General features: G+C 73.1%; 11 protein-coding genes and 1 CRISPR repeat array. Of the genes, 9 read left to right on the top strand and 2 right to left on the bottom strand.

The features are described from left to right. Window positions 1-5 precede the first annotated feature (5 nt). Window positions 6-977 (top strand): AraC family transcriptional regulator, encoded by a 972-nt coding sequence (locus tag ACWDR0_RS05125; protein WP_456350300.1) that lies wholly within the window; start codon window positions 6-8, stop codon window positions 975-977. A gap of 201 nt (window positions 978-1,178) precedes the next feature. Beyond that, window positions 1,179-1,568 (top strand): VOC family protein, encoded by a 390-nt coding sequence (locus tag ACWDR0_RS05120; protein WP_456350235.1) that lies wholly within the window; start codon window positions 1,179-1,181, stop codon window positions 1,566-1,568. Window positions 1,569-1,728: 160 nt separating this feature from the next. On the opposite strand, the gene ACWDR0_RS05115 is transcribed toward ACWDR0_RS05120, so the two are convergent. Beyond that, complete coding sequence (locus ACWDR0_RS05115; RefSeq protein WP_456350234.1) at window positions 1,729-2,205, bottom strand: SsgA family sporulation/cell division regulator; 477 nt, start codon at window positions 2,203-2,205, stop codon at window positions 1,729-1,731. A 226-nt stretch (window positions 2,206-2,431) separates the two neighbouring features. On the opposite strand from ACWDR0_RS05115, the gene ACWDR0_RS05110 reads away from it, so the two are divergent. From ACWDR0_RS05110 to ACWDR0_RS05100, 3 genes are read left to right on the top strand one after another with little or no spacing between them, the layout of a single operon-like run. Then, window positions 2,432-7,297 (top strand): DUF6531 domain-containing protein, encoded by a 4,866-nt coding sequence (locus tag ACWDR0_RS05110; protein ID WP_456350233.1) that lies wholly within the window; start codon window positions 2,432-2,434, stop codon window positions 7,295-7,297. A 30-nt stretch (window positions 7,298-7,327) separates the two neighbouring features. Then, window positions 7,328-7,705, top strand: coding sequence for a DUF6193 family natural product biosynthesis protein (locus tag ACWDR0_RS05105; RefSeq protein ID WP_456350232.1), 378 nt, complete (start codon window positions 7,328-7,330; stop codon window positions 7,703-7,705). Window positions 7,706-7,710: 5 nt separating this feature from the next. Next, window positions 7,711-8,061, top strand: coding sequence for a DUF6193 family natural product biosynthesis protein (locus ACWDR0_RS05100; protein ID WP_456350231.1), 351 nt, complete (start codon window positions 7,711-7,713; stop codon window positions 8,059-8,061). 201 nt (window positions 8,062-8,262) lie between these two features. After that, window positions 8,263-8,593: a CRISPR direct-repeat array (repeat unit 24 nt; unit sequence CATCCCCGCGGGCGCGGGGCCGAC). Between the two features lie 67 nt (window positions 8,594-8,660). Here the strand turns inward: ACWDR0_RS05100 and ACWDR0_RS05095 are convergent. Next, window positions 8,661-9,023: a hypothetical protein gene (locus ACWDR0_RS05095; RefSeq protein WP_456350230.1), complete on the bottom strand. Its 363-nt coding sequence runs from the start codon at window positions 9,021-9,023 to the stop codon at window positions 8,661-8,663. Between the two features lie 897 nt (window positions 9,024-9,920). Here ACWDR0_RS05095 and ACWDR0_RS05090 point away from each other — a divergent pair. The 4 genes from ACWDR0_RS05090 to ACWDR0_RS05075 all read left to right on the top strand — a co-directional run bounded on the left by ACWDR0_RS05090 (window position 9,921) and on the right by ACWDR0_RS05075 (window position 22,563). Beyond that, on the top strand, window positions 9,921-13,082 hold the full coding sequence (locus tag ACWDR0_RS05090) for a S8 family peptidase (protein ID WP_456350229.1): 3,162 nt from the start codon (window positions 9,921-9,923) through the stop codon (window positions 13,080-13,082). A 251-nt stretch (window positions 13,083-13,333) separates the two neighbouring features. Further along, window positions 13,334-16,744, top strand: coding sequence for a S8 family peptidase (locus ACWDR0_RS05085; RefSeq protein WP_456350228.1), 3,411 nt, complete (start codon window positions 13,334-13,336; stop codon window positions 16,742-16,744). Between the two features lie 384 nt (window positions 16,745-17,128). Next, window positions 17,129-20,485: a S8 family peptidase gene (locus ACWDR0_RS05080; RefSeq protein ID WP_456350227.1), complete on the top strand. Its 3,357-nt coding sequence runs from the start codon at window positions 17,129-17,131 to the stop codon at window positions 20,483-20,485. A gap of 335 nt (window positions 20,486-20,820) precedes the next feature. Then, a complete protein-coding gene (locus ACWDR0_RS05075) occupies window positions 20,821-22,563 on the top strand; it encodes an ABC-F family ATP-binding cassette domain-containing protein (RefSeq protein WP_456350299.1) in 1,743 nt (580 codons plus the stop codon). Window positions 22,564-22,575 lie beyond the last annotated feature (12 nt).

Below are 22,575 nucleotides of genomic sequence, written 5' to 3'. Positions count from 1 at the left end.
CCGATGTGGTGGCGGAGCTGCTGGAGGGCGTCCGGGCGCACGGCGCGGTCTTCCGCTGCGCCTGCCTCGACGGCCCGTGGTCGCTGCGGTTCGCCGGGGGCGCCCCGCTGACCCTGGTCGCGACGGTGCACGGTACGGCGTGGATCGTGCCGGACACGGGGGAGCCGGTGCCCCTGGCGGAGGGCGATGTGGCGGTGGTCCGGGGCGGGTCCGCGTACACCGTCGCCGACGACCCCGGGGCGCCGCCGCGCACCCTGATCACGGGGGCCGCGTACTGCCCGGCCCCGGACGGCGGCGACGGTGTGGAGATCCTCACCGGCCGGGGCACTCCCGGCGGCGGGACTCCGCCCGGCCCGGCAGGCGACGCCGTTGTGCTCAGCGGCGCCTACGACGCGCCCGGCAGCGTCGGCGACCGGCTGCTCCGCGCCCTCCCCGATGTCCTCGTGGTCCCCGCCGCCGACTTCGACCGCCCGCTGTTCGACCTGGTCACGGCCGAGATCGGCAGCCCGCGCCACGGCCGCCGTACGATGCTCGACCGGCTGCTGGACCTGATGCTGCTGGCCGCCCTGCGGGCCTGGTTCGACCGCCCGGGAACCGAGGTCCCGGCCTGGTACCGGGCCTGGGAGCACCCGGTGGCCGGTGCGGCGCTGAAGCTGCTGCACGACGCCCCGGCGCACCGCTGGACCGTGGCCTCCCTCGCCCTCCGTACCGGTGTCTCGCGTGCCGTGCTCGCCCGGCACTTCACCGAACAGGTGGGGCAGCCGCCGATGGCGTATCTGGCCGCGTGGCGGGTGGGTACGGCCGCGGATCTGCTGCTCGGCACCGACGACACGGTCGACGCGATCGCCCGCCGGGTCGGCTACGCCAACGCCTTCGCCCTGAGTACCGCCTTCAAACGACTGCGCGGCATCAGCCCCTCCGAACACCGCAACCGGCACGCTCTCCCCGCCGCCGCCCGGGAATCCCGTCCCGCTTAGGGCTCCCGTACCGCTGAGGTCCCCCGTTCCGCTTAGGGCTCCCGGCCCCCTCTCCCGGCCGGGAGCCCTAAGCCGAAGGCCCGATGGCCGTGATACCCCGTCCGTTCCTACGGTGGACGAGCATGCTTCCGCCCCGACGGGCCCCAACCAGCCCCAGGGAAGCGGCACTTCACCCATCGCGCCGACCCACGAGGAGAGCCAGTGTCCGTGAAGCTGGACCACACCATCGTCCACAGCAGCGACCGCTTCGAAGGCGCCCGTTTCCTGGCCGGGCTGATCGAAGCGGCGAAGCCGCCGTACGCCAACGGCCCGTTTGCCGCGCTCACGCTCGACGACGGGCTCACCCTCGACTATCTGGACCACGACGGCGACATACCCTCCCAGCATCTGGCCTTCCGGGTGCCGGACGACCTCTTCGAGCGGATCCTCGCCAAGGTCGTCGAACGCGGACTGCCGTACTTCGCCGACCCACTGCACACCGAGCCGGGGTCCACCTACCTCCGCCAGGGCAGCCGGGGCTTCTACCTGGACGATCCGGACGGCCACAATCTGGAGTTCCTGACGGCGCCCGGGGCGTCTGCCGCGGACTGAACCGGGCATGCGCCGGGGCGGGCCGCAGTGGCCCGGCCCCGGCGTCCGGCCCCGGCCACCACCCTTCGTCCGGCCCCGGCCACCACTCGGCGTCCTGCCCCGGCCGGCACCCTCCGTCCTGCCTTCGCCACCGTCCTCCGTCCGGAAACCGTCCGCTCTCTCAGGCATCGCCGTCCTCCGCCTCGCCGCTCTCCGGGCGGGTACGCCGGCCGAAGCCGTCCGCCGAGTGGTGTGCCAGCAGCCCGGCGATACCGTCGTCGATGTCGAGCATTCCGGCCTCGGAACCGGGCGGCACCAGCCGCAGCGTCCGCTCCAGCCAGGCCGACACCACCGAGGACGGCGCCTCCAGCAGCGCGTCGCCGTCGGGGGAGCTGAGCGCCATCAGCACCACGTTCCGCCCGTCCACCTTGGTGGGCCAGATCCGGACGTCCCCGTGACCGCAGGGCCGGAACACCCCCTCCACCAGCAGTTCGCGGGCGAAGGTCCAGTTGACCGGGGACTCGGAGCCGATGTGGAAGGTGATGTGCACGGCGAAGGGGTCGTCGGTGCGGTACGCCAGCTTCGCGGGCACCGGGATGCTCCGCTCCGCCGACAGCACCAGCCGCAGTTCCAGTTCGCGTTCCACCGTGGAGTGCATGGGCTTTCTCTCCTCGTCGTCACGGGCCCAGGGGCGGGCCCACACGAGGGAGAGCGGCCGGACGCCGAACCATTACGCGACTTCGGAGAAATTTTTTCCGGTTCGGTCCCGGGGATCCGGCACCGGTGTCATCACCCCGCCGTCTACCGCGATAACGGCTCCGGTTCCGCACGGACACCGTGCAAGACTGAAGAGCTGACTTTCACTCAAACGGGGGCTTGACTCTATGGCCGTGACTGTGCCGGACTGGGCTGACACCCTGCTCGACCTGATCGGCGTCAACTGGCCGAACGTCGACGAGGACGCCTACCGCGATATGGCGGCCAGTCTGCGGGCCTTCCAGGAGGACATCCTCGACGACGGCCAGATCGCCAACCGGCATGTCCAGCGACTGCTGTCGTCCGGCGAGGGCGAGGCCATGACCGCCCTCAACCAGCACTGGGACAAGGTCAAGGGCAAACACCTCAAGGACCTCGCCACCGCCGCCGGTCTGATCGCCGAGGCCCTGGAGAAGGCGGCCACCGCCATCGAGGCGATGAAATACGTCGCCATCGGCCATCTCAGCGCCCTCGCCGCCAAGGCCGGGGTCTCCATGGCCCTCATCCCGGTGACCGGCGGGCTCTCCGCACTCCTCGGCGCCGGAGCCATCGCGCTCTGCCAGCAGTTGGTCCGCAAGGCCATCAAGGAGTGCATGAACGAGGTCGTCAGCTACATCGTCGGGGCCATGACCGCCCCCGCGGTCGCCGCCCTGGAGTCCATGGCCGCCGACCTCGTCGTCCAGGCCGGATCCGCGGCGCTCGGCCTCCAGGAAGGCGTCGACCTGGACCAGACCGCGCAGGCCGGGAAGGACTCGCTCAACCTCAACTCCGCGGGCGGCGGCCCCGGCGGCCGCAGCGGCGACCGGGGGAAGGTGGACCACGCCGAGCACGAGCGCGCGGGCAACGACCTCAACCTCGTCAGCGTACGGGTCAACGGCCGCACCACCTCCCGGCTCGACAGCGCCCGGTCCCACCAGGGCCGCAACCGCGGGCGCGACGATATCGCCCAGGCCCTCGACCCCGTCGTCGACAAGGCCATGGAGGCCCTCACCAAGGCCACCTCCACCATGGGCAACCATCTCGGCAAGACGCTGCCCGAGAACGTCCGGCAGATATCCCGGATCAACAAGGGCGTCGACGTCGACACCCGCGACAGCGTCAACAAGGGCCGCAAGGTCGAAGGCGACGGCGGCGACATATCCGGCACCGCTCCGCCCAAGTCCGGCTCCGGCCGCAAGGGCCCGGGGGACACCCGTACCCAGCCCGCCTCACTCGACGACGCCAAGTCCGACCCCCGCGGCAACAGCATTCCGCCGGAGCTGCGGCGCTGCGAGGGCGACCCGGTCGACATCGCCTCCGGGCAGATGCTGCTCCCGCAGACCGACCTCACCCTCCCCGGCACCCTGCCGCTCGTCCTGCGCCGGGTCCATCTCTCCGGCTACCGCCACGGGCACTGGTTCGGCCGGAGCTGGGCCTCCACCCTCGACGAGCGCATCGAACTCGACGCCCGTGGCCTGGGCGCACTCTGGGCCCGCGAGGACGGCACCGTCCTCGTCTACCCCGCGCTCCCCGCCCCCGGCGACCCCACCGGAGTCCTCCCCCTGGAGGGCGACCGGCTGCCCCTGACCCACGGTGGCACCGACGACGGCGGCGCCGAGACCGCGTACACCGTCACCGACCCCCGCACCGGCACCGTCCGCACCTTCACCGGCAGCCCCTACCACCCCTCGCCCGCCTTCTGGCTCACCCGTATCGAAGACCGCCACGGCAACGGCATCACCTTCCACCGCGGCCCCGACGGCGCCCCCGACCGCGTCGTCCACGACGGCGGCTACCGCGTCGCGGTCACCGTCCGCGACGCCCGCGTCGACCGCGTCGCACTGCGCACCCCCGACGGGCCCGTCACCGTCATGTCGTACGGCTACGACGGCGACGGCAACCTCGACGCCGTCACCAACTCCTCCGGACTCCCGCTCCGCTTCACCTACGACACCGAAGCGCGCATCACCTCCTGGACCGACCGCAACGACTCCACGTTCCACTACGTCTACGACACCGCGGGCCGCGTGATGCGGACGGTCGGCCCCGACGGCTTCCTCTCGGGCGCCTTCGGCTACGACACCGCGAACCGCACCACCCGCTACACCGACTCCACCGGCGCCACCAAGGTGTTCCGGCTCGACGACCGGCTCCGGGTCGTCGCCGAGACCGACGCCCTCGGCAACACCGAACTCCGCTCCTACGGCCCGGGCGACCGGGTCGCCGCCCGCACCGACCCCCTCGGCCGCACCACCGAGTACGACCACGACGACCGCGGCAACCTCGTCGCCGTACGCCACCCGGACGGCACCACCGCCACCGTCACCTACGACGACCACGACCGGCTCACCTCCGTCACTGCGGGCGACGGCGCGGTCTGGCGCCAGGAGTACGACACCGCCGGAAACCCCACCGCCTTCACCCACCCCGACGGCACCACCACCCGCACCGGTCACGACGCCCTCGGCCGGCTGACCGCCGTCGACGACGGTCTCGGCGCGCTCGACCGCATCCGCCACAACGCGGCCGGACTGCCCGAGGCCGTCCGCGGCCCCGGCGGCGCCGTCACCCGCTACGAACGCGACGCGTTCGGCCGCCCGGTCCGGATCACCGGCCCCGACGGCGGCACCACCGTCCTCGAATGGACCGTCGAGGGCCTGCCCGCCCGCCGGATCGAACCGGACGGGACCGAAGAGTCCTGGACCTACGACGGCGAGGGCAACCGCCTCACCCACACCGACGCACTCGGCGGCACCACCCACTTCACCTACACCCACTTCGATCTGCTCAAGAGCCGTACCGGACCCGACGGCATCCGCCACACCTTCGGCTACGACACCGAACTCCGCCTCACCCGCGTCACCAATCCCCGCGGGATGAGCTGGACCTACGGATACGACGCCGCGGGCCGGCTCACCACCGAAACCGACTTCGACGGCCGCACCCTCGCCTACACCCACGACGCCGCGGGCCGCCTCGGCAGCCGCACCAACGGCGCCGGGCAGACCGTCCACTACACCCGGGACACCGCGGGCCGCCTGGTCGCCAAGGACACCGGGGGCGCCGTCACCCGCTTCGGCTACGACGCCCGCGGACTGCTCACCCGGACCACCGGACCCGGCTTCGACATCGGCTACACCTACGACGCCACGGGCCGCAGACTCCTCAAGGAGATCTGCAACGGCCGGGAGACGACCTTCCGCTACGACAGCGGCGGCCGGCGCGTCCACCGCACCACCCCCAGCGGCGCCACCAGCGACTGGACCTACCCGGACGGCGGCGCCGAACTCGACGCCTCCGGCCACCGGATCGCCTTCGGCTTCGACCGCGAGGGCCGCCGGAGCATCCGCCGCCACGGCGAACGGCTCACCGTGGAGCAGGCGTACGACGGCCTGGGCCGCCTCACCGCCCAGCACGTCCGCACCGGCACCTCCACCGCTGACACCACCACCGCGACCGCCACCGGCCGAACCGTGCAGCGTCGCGCCTACACCTACCGCGGTGACGGAGTCCTCACAGCCGTCACCGACCTCCTCGACGGCGACCGCGCATACACCGTCGACCCCGCGGGCCGGGTCACCACCGTCTCCGCCGAGGGCTGGACCGAGCGGTACGCCTACGACGACCTCGGCAACCAGACCGAGGCCCACACCCCGGCCGCCCCCGCCGCCAACGGCCCCCGCAGCTACGCCGGCGGCCGCATCGGCCGGGCGGGCGCCATCCGCTACGAACACGACGCCCAGGGCCGGGTCGTCCGCCGCCGCCGCACCCGGCTCTCCCGCAAGCCCGACATCTGGGACTACACTTGGGACGCCGAGGACCGCCTCACCGGCGTCACCACCCCCGACGGCACCCGCTGGCGCTACACCTACGACCCCCACGGCCGCCGTATCGCCAAGGAACGCCTCGCCCCCGACGGCGACCACGCGACCGAGCGCACCGACTTCACCTGGGACGGCAACGTCCTCTGCGAGGAGTCCACCACCGGCACCGCCCAGCCCGGTATCGCCACCGTCCTCACCTGGGACCACGACGGCCTCCAGCCGATCGCCCAGACGGAACGCCGCCTCCGCGCGGACGCGCCCCAGCAGGAGATCGACCACCGCTTCTTCGCCATCGTCACCGACCTCGTGGGCGCCCCCCGCGAACTGCTCGACGAGACCGGCGACATCGCCTGGCGCGCCCGCACCACCCTCTGGGGCACCACGGGCTGGCACCCGGGCGCCACGGCGTACACCCCCCTGCGCTTCCCCGGCCAGTACTTCGACCCGGAAACGGGCCTCCACTACAACCGCCACCGCCACTACGACCCGTCCTCGGGCCACTACCTGACCCCGGACCCGCTGGGCCTGCTGCCGTCGCCGAACGCGTATGCGTATGTGGGGAATCCGACGGGGGAGATCGACCCGCTGGGGTTGTCGGCGTGTCCGCGCCGACGGGACCCCCATCGGCACAGCGTGGTCCTCGGCCCCAACGGCCCGGGTGACGGCCCGTCCAACAACCTTGCTCGATATCTCCGCAACGACCCGAACGATCTCCAGCACGACCCCAACCGGCCGAGAGATCCCGGGGCCCACACCTACAACGGCGACGCCCACGCCAAGTACGACGGTCTCATCCCCGAATGGATGGCGCGAGTCAGTGACGCCGTGCGGGACCGTGAGACAACTCTCTCCATCACTCTGGACGGCATGCCGAACAGGAACGGAGACGAAGGCAACTGGAACACGCCTGAGAGCATCATCGAGGCGTTCCAGGTAGCGGTGGAGCTCGGCTCGAACTACAACATGACCAGCGAGGCCAAGTTCCCGCCCGCCGGGTATGCCGGAACGGCCTGGGAGATGAGCCTGGTCGCGGCTGCAGTGCGACAGCACGCAACGGATATCGCCTGGGACGAGGACATCATCGAGGGCAGGACCTGGGAATCGATCAACTGGTACTCGAACAACGAGAGAATCGAAGTACCCAAGCCCGACATCCCCGAGATCAAGCCCCGGAAGCTGCCGGGAGAGTGATCAGATGATCCCCACGACCGTAGGAAGCGTATGACGAACGACCAGAACCTCCGTCCCGCCGCGGAGATCGTGGCTGCTCGATGGGCCTACCTCCTGGCGGAGGGAGAGTCGGCGGACTTGGTCCGCCTGGACGTGGTGAGGGCCGCCCATTCGCACCCACGGCTGCGTGAGCTCTTTCCCTGCGTCAGCCACGGCTCCCTGTACTTCAGCGCGTTCGCCGATCCGCCTCACCGGCGGATCGGCGGCCAGGTATACTGCCGCGAGGACAACCGCTTTATCGTTACCAGCTTTCCCGAGCAGGGTGTCCTCGGCGAGACCGAAACGCTTGAGGAAGCATTCGCGATCGTCGCCGAGCACCTTCCCCCCGGCACCGGCCCGGCCGTACTCCGCGGCACCGTCGGAGGGTAACCGCCATGTGGACGACGGACACCGTCGAGGGACAATGGGAGCTGGTCCTCGGGATGGCCGGCAACCTCATCGGAGCCGAGATGCCACGAACGGCGTCCACCCGCCCCGAGCTCCGGCAGCTGTACCCGCTTGTCAGCCATGGGGCGCTGTCCTTCAGCCGGTGCATCAAGGGCCCGTGGCTGACCGTGGGAACCATCTACCCGCGTGGCGAGGGCTACTGGGTACGGGGCGCGGAGCGGACCACCCTCGGCAAACCCGACACCATCGAAGAAGCCGTCGACCTCATCGTCGCCCACCTCCCGCCCGGGACCGGGCCCGCGATTGACGGGACCGCGGACGACGTACCGCAGGGCTGAACACCCAGCTCCTGGGTGGTCCGGCTGGTGATCCACGAGGGACCCCGGTGCCGATGGCACCGGGGCGGGCGCTGGATAGCGCGGCGGGCGCGGCCGGGCTGAGACAACGGTCCGGCTGCTGGTGGCACGGGTGGCGTAGGCCACTGCCCCCGGCCACGCTGCCCGCTGCCCTTGGCGCCGCGTCCGGCCTGCTGCCCGGAACATCCCCGCTGGCGCGGGGCCGACCGAACGCGACCCTATCCAAGCTGCTCCCAAACCGGAGCATCCCCGCGGGCGCGGGGCCGACGCAGGATGCCCCGCTGGAACGCCGCCAAGGACCGGGGACCATCCCCGCGGGCGCGGGGCCGACCCCGTACGGTGCGGGTGCTGCCGGATGCCCTCGGGACCATCCCCGCGGGCGCGGGGCCGACTTGACCTGCTCGAACTGTGGTTCCTCCGCGAACGGACCATCCCCGCGGGCGCGGGGCCGACCCGTCTGCCTCTTCGGAGGTGGGCGGGGGCTACGGACCATCCCCGCGGGCGCGGGGCCGACGCTTGTTGACCTGGAGTTCTTTCAGCGGGCTGCGCCGGTTTCGTTTAGTTGGAACGTGCGGCCATGACTACCGGCCGAGTCGGCGTGACGGGGATCGGGCAACCTCACGGTCATGACCGCCCCACGGGCCGGAGGCAGGCACACGAGGCACTCCCTCGTAGCGGATGGATCGTGCAGTACCGGCATCGTCTCCGATGCCACCGGTCCCCGTCCAGCACGTCACGACGGGGTGTGCGGGGCTCGAATTGCAGGCGGTGGCCTGGTGGGGCGGTGTCGCTCGGCGGGACCGGCCGACAGGCCGCATGCCCGCCGGGGGCGGCAGATCGCCCCGGCGCGCCGCAGGCGCGCCCGTGATGCCCTGTCGATCCGCGAGGTCGATCGCATCTTCGAGTTCCCTGGGGGAACGGGTCAGCCGGTCGATGTGCCACACCACAATCGCGTCAACCTCTCCCCGCTGTACGGCCTCCAGGAGGTTCTACCGCTCCGGTCGCGGAGCACCTGAGTACGCGCTGGCGTCATTGTCCGGAGAGACGGCTATGACGTCCCAGCTCACGCGGGCGCACAGTGCCGGCAGCCCTCTTCCCGGCGTGCGATCGCCCACCCCGCGCCGCCTCTGTCCCGGCTGATCCGGCAGTAGATCGCCGCACGTCGCCGGCCCATGGTTCTCATCATGGGTCACATAGGTACAGGCCGGTAAGCACGGGCGTGAGCTGCCCGGTCGGGTCGCCGGGGCGTCCGGAGAGTGACGACTCCGCACCGGAGAGGCCGGCCCGGCCGGGTCCCGGCCAGGCACGCTCCGGACCACCGGGGCGAGACTGGCGATCCCGATCCGGACTTCCACCTGCGCCGGTACTTCTGCGCCGACCGCCGTCCCTGGGGCCGCGGCTGCCTTGACCCGCTGCTGCGCGCGGCCGGGGACGGTGTTCGTCCGCCCGCCCCGGCGGGGCCTCGACGGCGCCGTCGGTCGCCTTCGAGTGACCCCAATTCCCCTGTCATGTATGCGACTTGATTTACCGTCAGGGAAATGAATCGGGAATCTGTCCGAATCATAGGCAACCGCCGTCACTTCATTGAGTGATAACAACACCCGTAGCCATACTCCCCCGGAACACCCGCAAGCGCGGGTGTTCCAACGTCTTCAGGGGGCTGTATGCGCAGTCGCGTCGGAAGATCATTGAGCATTGCCGTGGCCGTTACCGCGGGCATGGCACTGACCGTGGGAGCGGGGGCCGCTCCGCCGGGTGGGGCAGCGGGGGGCCAGGGGGCGGCCGAGGGCGGTCCCAAGGGCGGGGGCTCGCAAACCGTCACCCTTGTCACCGGGGACCGTGTGCTCGTCGGGCCCGGCGGGCAGGTCATGGGGGTCCAGCGGGCGAAGGGGCGGGAAGGGATCGCCTTCGAGTCGCTGCGCGTGGGGCGGAGCACCTATGTCGTGCCGCACGACGCCCAGCGGCTGATCGCCGCCGGGAAGGTCGACCGGAAGCTGTTCGACATCACCGCGCTGAGCACGCCCGAGAGCCGCCGGGCCTATCGCGGCGGGGTGAAGGTCATCGTTTCGTACGGGGGTTCCTCCGCCGCGAAGGCGAAGGCCGCGGTCCGGGCCTCGGGCGGTACGAAGGCCCGCAAGGCCCTGTCCGGGGCGGGCGCGGAGGCGCTCACCGCGGCGCCCGGGCGGGCGAACGCGCTCTGGGCGGCGCTCACCGACACCGCGGCGGACGGCCGGGCCGTCGCCACCGCCGGTGTCCGGAAGGTCTGGCTGGACGGGGTCGTGAAGGCCCGTCTGGACCGGACGACCAAGCAGATCGGAGCGCCCGCCGCCTGGGAATCCCGGTACGACGGCACCGGGGTCAAGATCGCGGTGCTGGACACCGGTATCGACGACAGCCACCCCGACCTCGCGGGCAAGGTCGCCGCCGAGCAGAACTTCACCCCCGAGGGGGATGCCAAGGACCGCAACGGCCACGGCACCCATGTGGCGTCGACCGCGGCCGGTACGGGGGCCAAGTCGGGTGGGACCCACAAGGGCGTGGCCCCCGGGGCGACACTGATCAACGGCAAGGTCCTCGACGACTGGGGCGGCGGCACCTGGTCCGGTGTGATGGCGGGGATCGACTGGGCGGTGGCCCAGGGCGCCGATGTCGTCAATATGAGCCTCGGCGGGGACGACAGCCCCGGCACCGACCCGGTGGAGGCGCTGGTCGACAAGTACGCCGCGGAGAAGGGCGTGCTCTTCGCGATCTCGGCGGGCAACTCGGGTCCGGGCAGCTCCTCGCTCGGCAGCCCGGGCACCGCGACGGGCGCGCTGACCGTCGGCGCCGTCGACGGCAACGACGTGATCGCCGACTTCTCCAGCCGCGGCCCGCGGTTCGGCGACGGCGGCATCAAGCCGGACGTCACGGCACCCGGGGTGGCCGTTACGGCGGCCGCGGCCGCCGGCACCGGGCCGCAGAACCCGCCCGGCTACACGGACATGGCCGGCACATCCATGGCGGCCCCGCACGCGGCGGGCGCGGCGGCGCTGCTCAAGCAGCGGAACCCGGACTGGACCGGGGCCCGTATCAAGGCGGCCCTGGCGGGTTCGGCGAAGCCGGGACCGTACGACGTCTTCACCCAGGGCACCGGCCGGATAGCCGTCGACCGGGCGGTGGCCGGGTCCGTCGTCGCGGAGCCCGCGTCGCTGGCGCTCGGCACCCATCAGTGGCCCCACGACGACGCGGCGCCCGCCACCGAGCGGCTGACGTACCGCAACACCGGGACGGCCGACGTCTCCTTCGACCTCGCGCTGACCGAGGCGAAGGGGCCGGGCGGCGCGGCCGCCCCCGACGGCCTCTTCACCCTCGGCTCCCGGCGGATCACCGTTCCCGCGGGCGGCACCGCCGCCGTCGACGTGACCTCCGACATCCGGGTGCCCGGCACCGCCGACGGCACCTACCAGGCCACCGTGGTGGCCACCGGCACCGACGGCACGGTGATCCGCACCGCCGCCGCCGTGCACCGTGAGCCGGAGTCGTACGAGATCACCGTCAAGGCGCTCGGCCGGGACGGCGCGGCCGACCCGAACGCCTCGGCCACCCTGGTCGGCCTCGGCGGCGCGGTGGACAACCTGTACCTCCCGCTCGACCTCTCCGCGGGGGAGCGGACCGTGCGGCTGCCCAAGGGCAGCTACACGCTCAGCGGGATGTCCCGCGGCACCCTGAACGACCCGCTGGACGTGATGGTCCAGCCGCAGCTGGAGCTGACCGGGAAGACCACCGCCGTCCTCGACGCGCGGAAGACCAAACCGCTCGGCATCACCGTGCCCGACGCGAAGACGCGGCCGGTCAGCGGCACCCTCCAGTACCTGGTGACCAGGAACGGCGACATGGCCGGCGGCCTGGTCATGTTGGAGGACTTCAAGAAGCTGCGGACCGCCCATATCGGCCCCGCCGTCACCGGCGGCGGCGGTCTGGCGTACAGCCTGCACGGCAGCTGGAACCGGGCCGGGACGGAGTACAACACCGTCCACTACGCCAAGGCCGACCGCATCCCGACCGGCTTCACCAAGCACTACCGCGCGACCGACTTCGCCAAGGTCAACGCCGGACTGGGCGCCTCCGTCCCCGGGAAAGGCGGCGCCTTCATCAGCTTCGGCTACCCTGCCCATCCGGATTTCTGGGGCGTCGGCGCCTACGCCACCCAGTCCGCGCAGACCCGTCGGACCGCCTTTGTGACCGCCGGACAGGGCACCCGCTGGAGGCAGGAGTTCGACCAGCTGCCCGCTCCGGGCTCCGATGATGCCGCCGAAACGGCACATATGTCCGACCCCCGCACGTTCAAGGCGGGCAAGACGTACCGGATCGACTTCAACACTGCGGCCCACGGGCCCTCGGTGCGGGACGACTACGACGGCATGGCCCGGGTGGGGGACACGTTCCGGACCTATCTGCCGCTGTTCTCCGACGGTTACGGCAACGCCGCCTACGAAGCGGCGCACACCTCGGCCCTGACCACGTTCCACCGCGGCTCGCAGCTGATCGGCCGGTACGAGCAGGTGCCGTTCGGCATCGAGGTGGAGAACCTGCCGGCGCAGCGCGCGGAGTACACGCTCAAGGCGACCGCGACCCGGTCGCCCGGGGTGAGCAAGGTGGGGACCAGGGTCGACGGCTCCTGGACCTTCACCTCGGCCCGGCCCACCGGCGAGTACGAGATCCTGCCGCTGTCCGCGGTCCGGTTCACCCCGGCCGTCGCGCTCGACTCCACCGCCCCGGCCGGCCGGACGCAGACCTTCCCGGTCACCGTCCAGGGCCCGGCCGCCGGAAAGAACCTGAAGTCGCTGAGCGTGTCGGTGTCGTACGACTCCGGTAAGAAGTGGCAGAAGGTCACCGTGAAGAACGGGAAGATCACGGTGAAGAACCCGGCCAAGGGCAAGGGCATCGCGCTCCGGGCGTCCCTCACCGACAAGAAGGGCAACAAGGCGTCGGTACGCATTCTGAACGCCTATCTGGGGAAGTGACCGAACTCCTCTGAACGGCCCGCACCGACGACCGGCGCCACGACCCGCCGGAGCCCCGAACAGCCCTGGGGCTCCGGCGGGTTGGCGCTGCCCGGCGGCCGTCCCGGGTCCGCCCCGCCCATGATCACGAATGCGTTACGGGGTATGTCCCGCCCCTGATTCGATCACCTAACGTCCCCCGCAGGCCGGTGTTTCCACCCCACGGGAAATCCGGCGGTCCCATCCGAATTCCTTTTGCCGCAGGGGACGATGTGCATATTCAGCGACAGCCGGACGGCCCGGAAAGCAGCCGGAGAAGACGGGCCTTCGGTACGACGGCGGCCCTGGCCGCCGCGGCCCTCACCCTGGGGACGGCGGGTCCGGCACCCGCCGTCCCGACACCACCCGCCGTACCACCCGCCGCACTGCCCGCAGCACTGCCCGCAGCCGGGCAGGAACCGGCTGCCGGGGCGGCCGACCGTTCCGTCCGCACCGTCACCCTGCTGACCGGCGACCGGGTCCGGATCGACGGCCGGGGCGAGGTCCTCGGTGTCGAACGGGCCGAGGGGCGCGGGCATATACCCGTGCGGGTCGTCCGGCGCGGGGACCGTACCCATGCCGTACCGCTGGACGCCGAGCGGCTGATCACCGCCGGAAAGCTGGACCGGGACCTCTTCGACATCACCGCGCTGAGCCGGCCGGAGGCCCTCGCCGCGTACCGCGACGGCCTCAAGGTGATCGTCACCTACGCCGGTCCGTCGGCCGCGGCCGCGAAGGCCGGCGTACGGGGTGCGGAGGGCACGGCGGTACGGCGGAGCCTGCCGACCCTGAACGCGGAGGCACTCACGGCTTCCCCGGCGGACCCGGGGGCCCTCTGGCGGGCCCTCACCGCCGGACCGGGCGACGGTGCCCGGGCCACTGCCGCCACCGCGGGCGTGGCGAAGATCTGGCTGGACGGAGTCGTGAAGGCCAGTCTGGACCGGACGACCAGGCAGATCGGCGCCCCGGCCGCCTGGAACCGCTCGTACGACGGCACCGGCGTCACCATCGCCGTCCTGGACACCGGCATCGACGACACCCACCCCGACCTCGCGGGCCGGGTCCGCGCCGCCGCCAACTTCACCGGGGCGCCCGACACCCGGGACATCGTCGGCCACGGCACGCACGTCGCGTCCATCGCCGCGGGCACCGGCGCCAAGGACCCCCGCTACCAGGGGGTCGCCCCGGGGGCCGCCCTCCTCAACGGCAAGGTCCTCAACGACTGGGGCAAGGGCTACGACTCGGTCACCATGGCGGGCATCGAATGGGCCGCCGCCCAGGGCGCCGACATCGTCAATATGAGCCTCGGCAACCAGGACCGGGCCGGTACGGGCCCGCTGGAGGCGCTGATCAACCGGCTCTCCGAGCAGAAGGGGATCCTCTTCGCCGTCGCCGCGGGCAATACCGGGCCCGGTGAGGCCACGGTCGACTCCCCCGGCAGCGCCGAAGCCGCCCTGACCGTCGGCGCGGTCGACGACAACGACACGATCGCCGATTTCTCGGCGCGCGGACCGCGGCTCGGCGACCAGGGCATCAAGCCCGATGTCACCGCGCCGGGCGTCGGCGTCACCGCGGCGGCCGCCACCGGCGCCGAACCGCAGAACCCGCCCGGCTATATCACCCAGGAAGGTACGTCGATGGCGGCCCCGCACGCCGCGGGCGCGGCCGCCCTGCTCAAACAGCAGCACCCCGACTGGACCGGGGCCCGCCTGAAGGCCGCGCTGATGGGCTCGGCGAAGCCCGGCACCGGCAGCCCGTACATCCAGGGCGCCGGACGGATCGCGGTCGACCGGGCCGTCGGACAGAGCGTGTTCGCCGAGACCGGGTCGCTGTCGCTCGGCGCCCTGCCGCGGTCCGGCGACGCCCCCGCCACGGCCCCCGCCTCCCGGAAGCTGACCTACCGCAACTCCGGCCCCGCGGACATCACCCTCGACCTGGCCGTCACCGGCGCCACCGGCCCCGGCGGCGCCACCGCGCCCGCCGGTCTCTTCTCCCTGGGCGCGCCCCGGATCACGGTCCCGGCGGGCGGCACCGCCGCCGTGGACGTCACCGCCGACACCCGGGGCGCGGGGGCCGGTGAGGGCGGATACGCCGCGACGGTCACCGCCACGGCCGGGGAGCTGGGGATCCGTACCCCCGTCGCCGTCACCGTGGAGGGCCCGGCGCACTCCGTCACCATCCGGACGATCGCCCGCGACGGCGCGCCCGACCCGTACGCCGTCGTCGCCGTCCACGCCCTCACCGGGCCCGCGCGGGGGCAGACCTTCGAGGGCGACTGGTCCACCGGCAGCACGACCCTGCGGCTGCCCGAGGGGCGCTATGCCGTCGACCACTTCACCACGGTCGACGGCGACGAGCGCAAGGGCGCCGACCAGGTGCTCTACCCCAATCTGGAGGTCGCGGGGGACACCGCGATCGTGCTCGACGCCCGTACGGCGCGGCCGACCCGGATCACCGTGCCCGGGGCCGCGGGGCAGCCGGTCGCCGCCGCCTTCCACTGGGGTCTGGAGCCGTACGGGTACGCCGCCAAATACCTCACCGGCTCCCCCTCCGGGCTCCGCACCGCGCACGCCGGGCCGCCCTCGCCCGACGGCGACCGGCCGTGGCAGGGCTGGATCGGCTTCTGGCAGGAAACCCGGGGCGGCACCGTCTCCGACTACCGCACCGTGCACTATGCACAGTCCTCCCGGTTCGCCGACGGTCTGACCAAGGAGTACCGGCCGGGCGACTTCGCCCGGGTCTCGGTGGGCCTCGGCGCCTCCGCCCCGGGCCGGACCGGCAAGGTCTCCGCGGTCGGCGCGATGCCGACGGGCCAGGCCACCGGAGTGTGGGTGGAGCGGAAGGTACCCGGCCGCTACGAGGTCCGGCTGGCCGGGAACGCCGGTACCGCCTGGGGCTTCAACTACGACCAGCTGGCGAAGCCCGGTGATCCGGGGGGCGAGACGTACTTCTACGCCCCCGACCGGAGTTACGCCCCGGGCCCGACGGCGTACCGGATCGACTTCAACACCGCCGTCCACGGGCCCCGTCCGCAGGGCTGGCAGGGCGTCTACCGGGACGGTGACGCGGTCTACGGCAGGATGCCGTTCTTCACCGACGGCAGCGGGCATATCGGCGACTCGCGATACGCGAGCGCGCGGACCACGCTCCGTCAGGGGGCGCGCATCGTCGACGAGAAGGCCGACGACCTCAACTCGGACGAGCCGCTGACCGTCCCGGCCGCGGCCGGGACGTACACCCTGACGACCGTCGTCAGCCGTCCGGCGGCGATCGCCCGGGCCGGTGCCCGGATCACCGGGAGCTGGACCTTCACCACGGCCCGTACGGAGGGGGAGACCCCGCTGCCGGTCTCCACGGTCCGGTTCGCCCCGGCCGTGGCCCTGGACTCCACGGCTCCGGCGGGCCGGAAGCAGACCTTCCCGGTGGCCGTCGAAGGGGCCGCGGCGGACGGCAATCTGCGGTCGCTGGGGGTCTCCGTCTCGTACGACGACGGAAAGACCTGGCGGAAGGTCCCCGTGAAGCAGGGCAAGGTCACCATCGCCAACCCGGCGAAGGGGAAGGGCCTGGCCCTGCGCGGCCGGGTCACCGACCGGCAGGGGAACCTGAGCGTGATCACGGTCCACCAGGCGTATCTGGGCCGGTAGTCCGGAGCGGGCCCGGGCCCGGGCCGGCATACGGCCGGGGCCGGGTCCGGAGACACCACGGCCCCGGCCGCGGCACCGTGCCGCCGTCCGGGGCGGGGCGGCCCGGGTCCGCCGTTCCGTCCCGACGGACCCGCCGTCCCGGGGCCGGTACACGGCCCCGACCCCGGAAGTCATGACGCGGTGATGACCCCGTTCCCCCTTCCATCACCGGCTTTTCTGCTGAACTCCCCTCAGAAGCAGCGGAGTTGTCGGTCCCGGGGAGGAGCCGTCCCCGGGCCGCGCCCCGCCGTACGGACCCTCCATCCCCCCGGGAGTGTGATGAGCAGTCGCAACAGCGCATGCGGAGCCGGATACCGAGACGGGCACCGGGACAGACGGCGCGGCGTGCGCCGGAGACGGACCCTGGGCACCGCCGGTGCCCTGGCACTGGCGCTTGTCGCCGGTACGGCCGCACCGGCGGCGGGCGCCTCGCCCGCTGCCGGCGCACCCCCCGGCGCCACCGGAACGCCCCCGGCACCGGGCACCGCGAAGGGTGCCGCCGGGCAGACCCCGCCCACCGCCGGTCTGCACACCGTCACCCTGCTCACCGGAGACCGGGTGCTTCTCGGCGCCGCGGACCGGGTGCTGCGGGTGGACCCGGCGAAGGGGCGCGAGCGGATACCGGTCCGCGTCGGGCGGCACGCGGGGCGCACCTTCGTCGTCCCGCTCGACGCGGAGCGGCTGATCTCCGCCGGAAAGCTGGACCGGGACCTCTTCGACGTCACCGGGCTGGGCCGCCCCGAAGCCCGCAAGGCGTACCGCGACGGGCTCCGGGTGATCGTCGTCTACGGCGGATCCGCGGCCGGTGCCGCGCGGAAGGGCGTCCGGGCGGCCGGTACCGCGGGCCGCAGCCTGCCGTCCCTGAACGCGGAGGCGCTCACCGCTTCCCCGGCGGACCCCGGCGCCCTCTGGCGGGCCCTCACCGCAGGACCCGGCGACGGCGCCCGGGCCACCGCCGCCACCACGGGTGTGGCGAAGATCTGGCTGGACGGAGTCACCCGGGCCGCCCTCGACGGAACCACCCGGCAGATCGGCGCCCCGGCCGCCTGGGACCGCTCGTACGACGGCACCGGCGTCACCATCGCCGTCCTCGACACCGGAATCGACGACACCCACCCCGACCTCGCGGGCAAGGTACGCGCCGCCGCGGACTTCACCGGCATGCCAGGCGGCACCGGGGACCGCCACGGCCACGGTACGCACGTCGCGTCGACCGCCGCGGGCACCGGCGCCAAGGACCCCCGTTTCAAGGGCGTCGCCCCGGGCGCCGCCCTTCTCAACGGCAAGGTCCTGAACGACTACGGGTGGGGCTTCCAGTCCGGCATCCTCGCGGGCATCGAATGGGCCGCCGCGCAGGGCGCCGACATCGTCAATATGAGCCTCGGCGGCCCCGACCGGCCCGGTACCGGCCCCACCGAGACCCTGATCAACCGGCTCTCCGAACAGAAGGGGATCCTCTTCGCCGTCGCCGCGGGCAACTACGGGCCCGACGAGCGGTCGGTCGACTCCCCCGGCAGCGCCGAAGCCGCCCTGACCGTCGGCGCGGTCGACGACAACGACACCGTCGCGGACTTCTCGGCACGCGGACCACGGCTCGGCGACCAGGGCATCAAACCCGATGTCACCGCGCCGGGCGTCGGCGTCACCGCCGCGGCGGCGGCCGGTGTCCCGGGCCAGAACCCGCCCGGATACCTGGGGCTGAGCGGTACGTCGATGGCGACTCCGCACGCCGCGGGCGCGGCCGCCCTGCTCAAGCAGCAGCACCCCGACTGGACCGGAGCCCGTCTGAAGGCCGCGCTGATGAGTTCGGCGAAGCCAGGTACCGGCAGCCCGTACGTCCAGGGCGCCGGGCGGATCGCGGTCGACCGGGCGGTGACGGGGAGCGTATTCGCCGAGACCGGATCGCTGTCCCTCGGCACCCAGCCCTGGCCGCACGACGACGACACCCCGGCCGTCCGGAAGCTGACCTACCGCAACGCGGGAGCCGAGGACATCACCCTCGATCTCGCCCTGACCGGCGCCACCGGCCCCGGCGGCACCCCCGCGCCGGACGGTTTCTTCACCCTCGGCGCGCCCCGGATCACCGTCCCCGCGGGCGGCACCGCCGGCGTCGACATCACCGCGGACACCCGGATCGCGGCGGGCGGCGACGGTGGTTACACCGCGGTGGTCACCGCGTCTGCCGGGGGCACGGGCCTCGCCCGTACCCCCGTCGTCGTCGACCGGGAGGCCGAGTCGTACTCCCTCACGGTCAGGGCCCTCGCCCGGGACGGAAAGCCCGACCCGTACGCCTTTGTCGGCATCGCCGGTCTGACCGGGGCCGCCGCCTACCAGACCTTCGAGGCCGACTGGTCCTCGGGCACCGCGACCCTGCGGCTCCCCAAGGGCCGCTACTTCCTGGACCACTACACCAGCGTCGGCGGCGACGAGACCAAGGGCATCGACCAGGTGCTCTACCCCCGTCTGGAGATGGACCGGGACCGGACCGTCGTCCTCGACGCCCGGAAGGCCCGGGCCAGCCGGATCACCGTGCCGGACCCGCGGGCGAAGCCGAACGGCGCGATCACCGCCTGGGGCCTGGAACCGTCCGGCTACAGCATGGCGTTCCGGACGGAAAGCCCGGCAGACCTCCGTACGGCGCATGCCGGACCGGCGGCGGCTCCGGGTGACCGGCCGTGGCAGGGCTGGATGGGCATGTGGCAGGGCGGTGCCGGGGACCTGGCCGTCGCCCACTACCGCTCCCCGGCCCGATTCGCACCCCTGACCAGGCACTTCAGGCCGGGAGAATTCTCACCGGTGACGCTGGGCCTCGGCGCCTCGGCACCGGGGAAGACCTCGATGGCCATCGTGGTCAGCGAACTGCCGGGCGATTACGGAAACGGTCTCGGCACCACCCGGAACACGCCGTCCCGGTACTCGTTCCAGGTCGCCGGGAGCGATCCGGTCCGCTGGTCGTTCGTCCACGAGCAGCTCGGTGCGGGGAACGCGGCAGAGCCCGAGAGCTACCACGTCACGTCCCGGCACGAGCCGATCCACCCCGGGAAGGCGTACCGCTTCGCTCTGAATACGGGGGTCCACGGTCCGCGGATCATCCGCGACCTGGGGGTCTACCGGGACGGTGAGTCGCTCTGGGGAATGCTGCCGTTCTACACCGACGGCGGGGGCCATATCGGCGACGCCCCGTACACGACGGCCCGGACCACCCTCCACCGGGACGGGAAGCCGGTCGACGAGAAGGCGGACGACCTGATCTCCGACGAAGCGCTGACCATGCCGGCCGTTCCGGGGAGATACACCCTGGCCAGCACCGTCACCCGCCCGGCCGGGATCACCCGGGTCGCGACCCGGGTCGAGGGCCGGTGGACCTTCGACGCCGCGCATGCGCCGTCCGGGGCCCGGCTGCCGCTCTCGGTGGTCCGGTTCGCCCCCGCCGTGGCCCTGGACTCCACCGCTCCGGCGGGCCGGTTCCAGACCTTCCCGGTAACGGTGGAGGGCAGCGGCGCCGGAGGCAATCTCAAGGCGCTGGCCGTCCAGGTGTCGTACGACGGCGGAAAGACCTGGCGGAAGGTCCCCGTGAAGCAGGGCAAGGTCACCATCGCCAACCCGGCGAAGGGGAAGGGACTGGCCCTGCGCGGCCGGGTCACCGACCGGCAGGGGAACCTGAGCGTGATCACCGTGCACCAGGCGTATCTGGGCCGGTAGTCCGTCTCCTGCCTCCTGCGGCACCGGCCGGGGCCGGGTGGAAACCGTTCGACGGGTCCGCCCGGCCCCCGTTACCGTGGACGCATGGGATCGCATAAGCACTACTTCTTTCTCTGATCGAGGGCACGGACGCCGCCGCGTCGAGCGACTGACCGCTCCGCCGGCGTTCCGCTTCCGCCTGCCCTCCCGCGGCTGATCCCTCTCTCCCTCCGCCGCGCTCCCTTCCACATTTCAGGGAAAGAACCATGCGCGAACGCGCCTCATCCACCCTGCCCGCGCCCTCCGAGCCGTCCGGTCCGGGTTCCGGTTCCGGTCCGGATTCCGGCTCCGGCTCCATGACCTCCGGGCGGGCCCAGCTCACCGTCCGGGACATCGCCAAGGCCTACGGCACCCGGCCCGTCCTGGACCAGGTGTCCTTCACCGTCCGCCCCGGCGAACGGGCCGCCGTCATCGGTGAGAACGGCTCGGGCAAATCCACCCTGCTCCGGCTGATCGCGGGCGACGAGGCCCCCGACACCGGGGAGATCATCGCCCTGGCGCCCGGCGGCACCGGGCATCTCGCCCAGACGCTGGACCGCACCTTCCCCGGTCTGGGCCCCGGGCACACCGTCCAGGACACCGTCGACGCGGCCCTCGCCGGGCTGCGGGAGCTGGAGCGGCGGCTCGGCGAGGCCGGGGAGCGGCTCGGCGCCGAGCCCGGCGAGGCGGAGCTGGCCGCCTACGGGGAGCTGCTCACCGCCTTCGAGGAGCGCGGCGGCTACGAGGCGGACGCCCGGGTCGACGCCGCGCTGCACGGGCTCGGGGTCGGTTCCCTCGGCCGGGACCGGACGCTGGGCACGCTCTCCGGCGGGGAGCGGGCCCGGCTCGCGCTGGCCTGCGTCCTCGCCGCCGGTCCGGAGCTGCTGCTGCTCGACGAGCCGACGAACCATCTCGACCGGCGCGCGGTGGAGTGGCTGGAGGACCGGCTGCGGGCGCACCGCGGCACGGTGGTCGCGGTCACCCATGACCGGGCGTTCCTCGAAGGGGTCGCCACCACGGTGCTGGAGGTCGACCGGGACACCCGGTCGGTGCGCCGCTACGGGGACGGCTGGGCGGGCTACCGCACGGCGAAGGCCGCGGCGCGGCGGCGCTGGGAGCAGGAGTACGAGGAGTACCTCGGCGAGCTGGCGCGTACGGAGGAGCAGGTGGCGGCCGCCGGGCGGCGGCTGGCGACGACCGGGCGGGACCCGGGCCAGGGCTTCGGCAAGCACCGCCGGTCGCACGAGGCGAAGCTGTCGGGGCAGGTGCGGGCGGCCCGGCAGCGGCTGGAGCGGCTCCGCCGCGAACCGGTCCCGGCCCCGCCGGAGCCGCTGCGGTTCCGGGCGGCGATGACGACCTCGGCACCGGGCACCGACGCGACAGGCACCGACGCGACGGGCGCGGCCCCGGCGGGCACGGCGGCCGCGGGCACGGCCCCCGCGAACCCGGCGGCGCCCCCGGCAGGGGACACGGTGCCCGCCGTGGTCGCCGAGCTGGCGGGCGTCGTGGTCGGCGACCGGCTGCGGATCGGCGCGCTCCGGGTAGCGGCCGGGAGCCGGCTGCTGGTCACCGGGCCGAACGGGGCCGGGAAGACGACCCTGCTCCGGGTCCTCGCCGGGGAGCTGCGGCCGGATGCCGGTGCCGTGCACCGGCCCGGCGGGGTACGGGTCGGGTATCTGCCGCAGGAGTTGCCGCCGGGCCCCGGGGAGAAACCGCTGCTCGCCGCGTACGCCGCGGGCCGCCCCGGCCATCCGGACGAGTACGCGGACGAGCTGCTGGGGCTCGGTCTCTTCCGATCCGGGGATCTGACGGTGCCGGTCGGCGCGCTCTCGGTCGGGCAGCAGCGGCGGCTGGCGCTGGCCCGGCTGGTGGTGTTCCCGGCCGATCTGCTGGTCCTGGACGAGCCGACGAACCATGTGGCGCTGAGCCTGGTCGAGGAGCTGGAGGAGGCGCTGGGCCGGTACCCGGGCGCGGTGGTCGCGGTCTCCCACGACCGCAGGTTCCGCGACGGCTTCGGCGGGGAGCGGCTGGAGCTGCGGGCCGGGCGCCCGGCGGGCTGACCCCCGGGACCC

Source organism: Streptomyces sp. NPDC003691 (assembly GCF_053981115.1).
The sequence above is the reverse complement of the archived record's forward strand: the minus strand, read 5'-3'. Positions and strand labels throughout refer to the sequence as shown.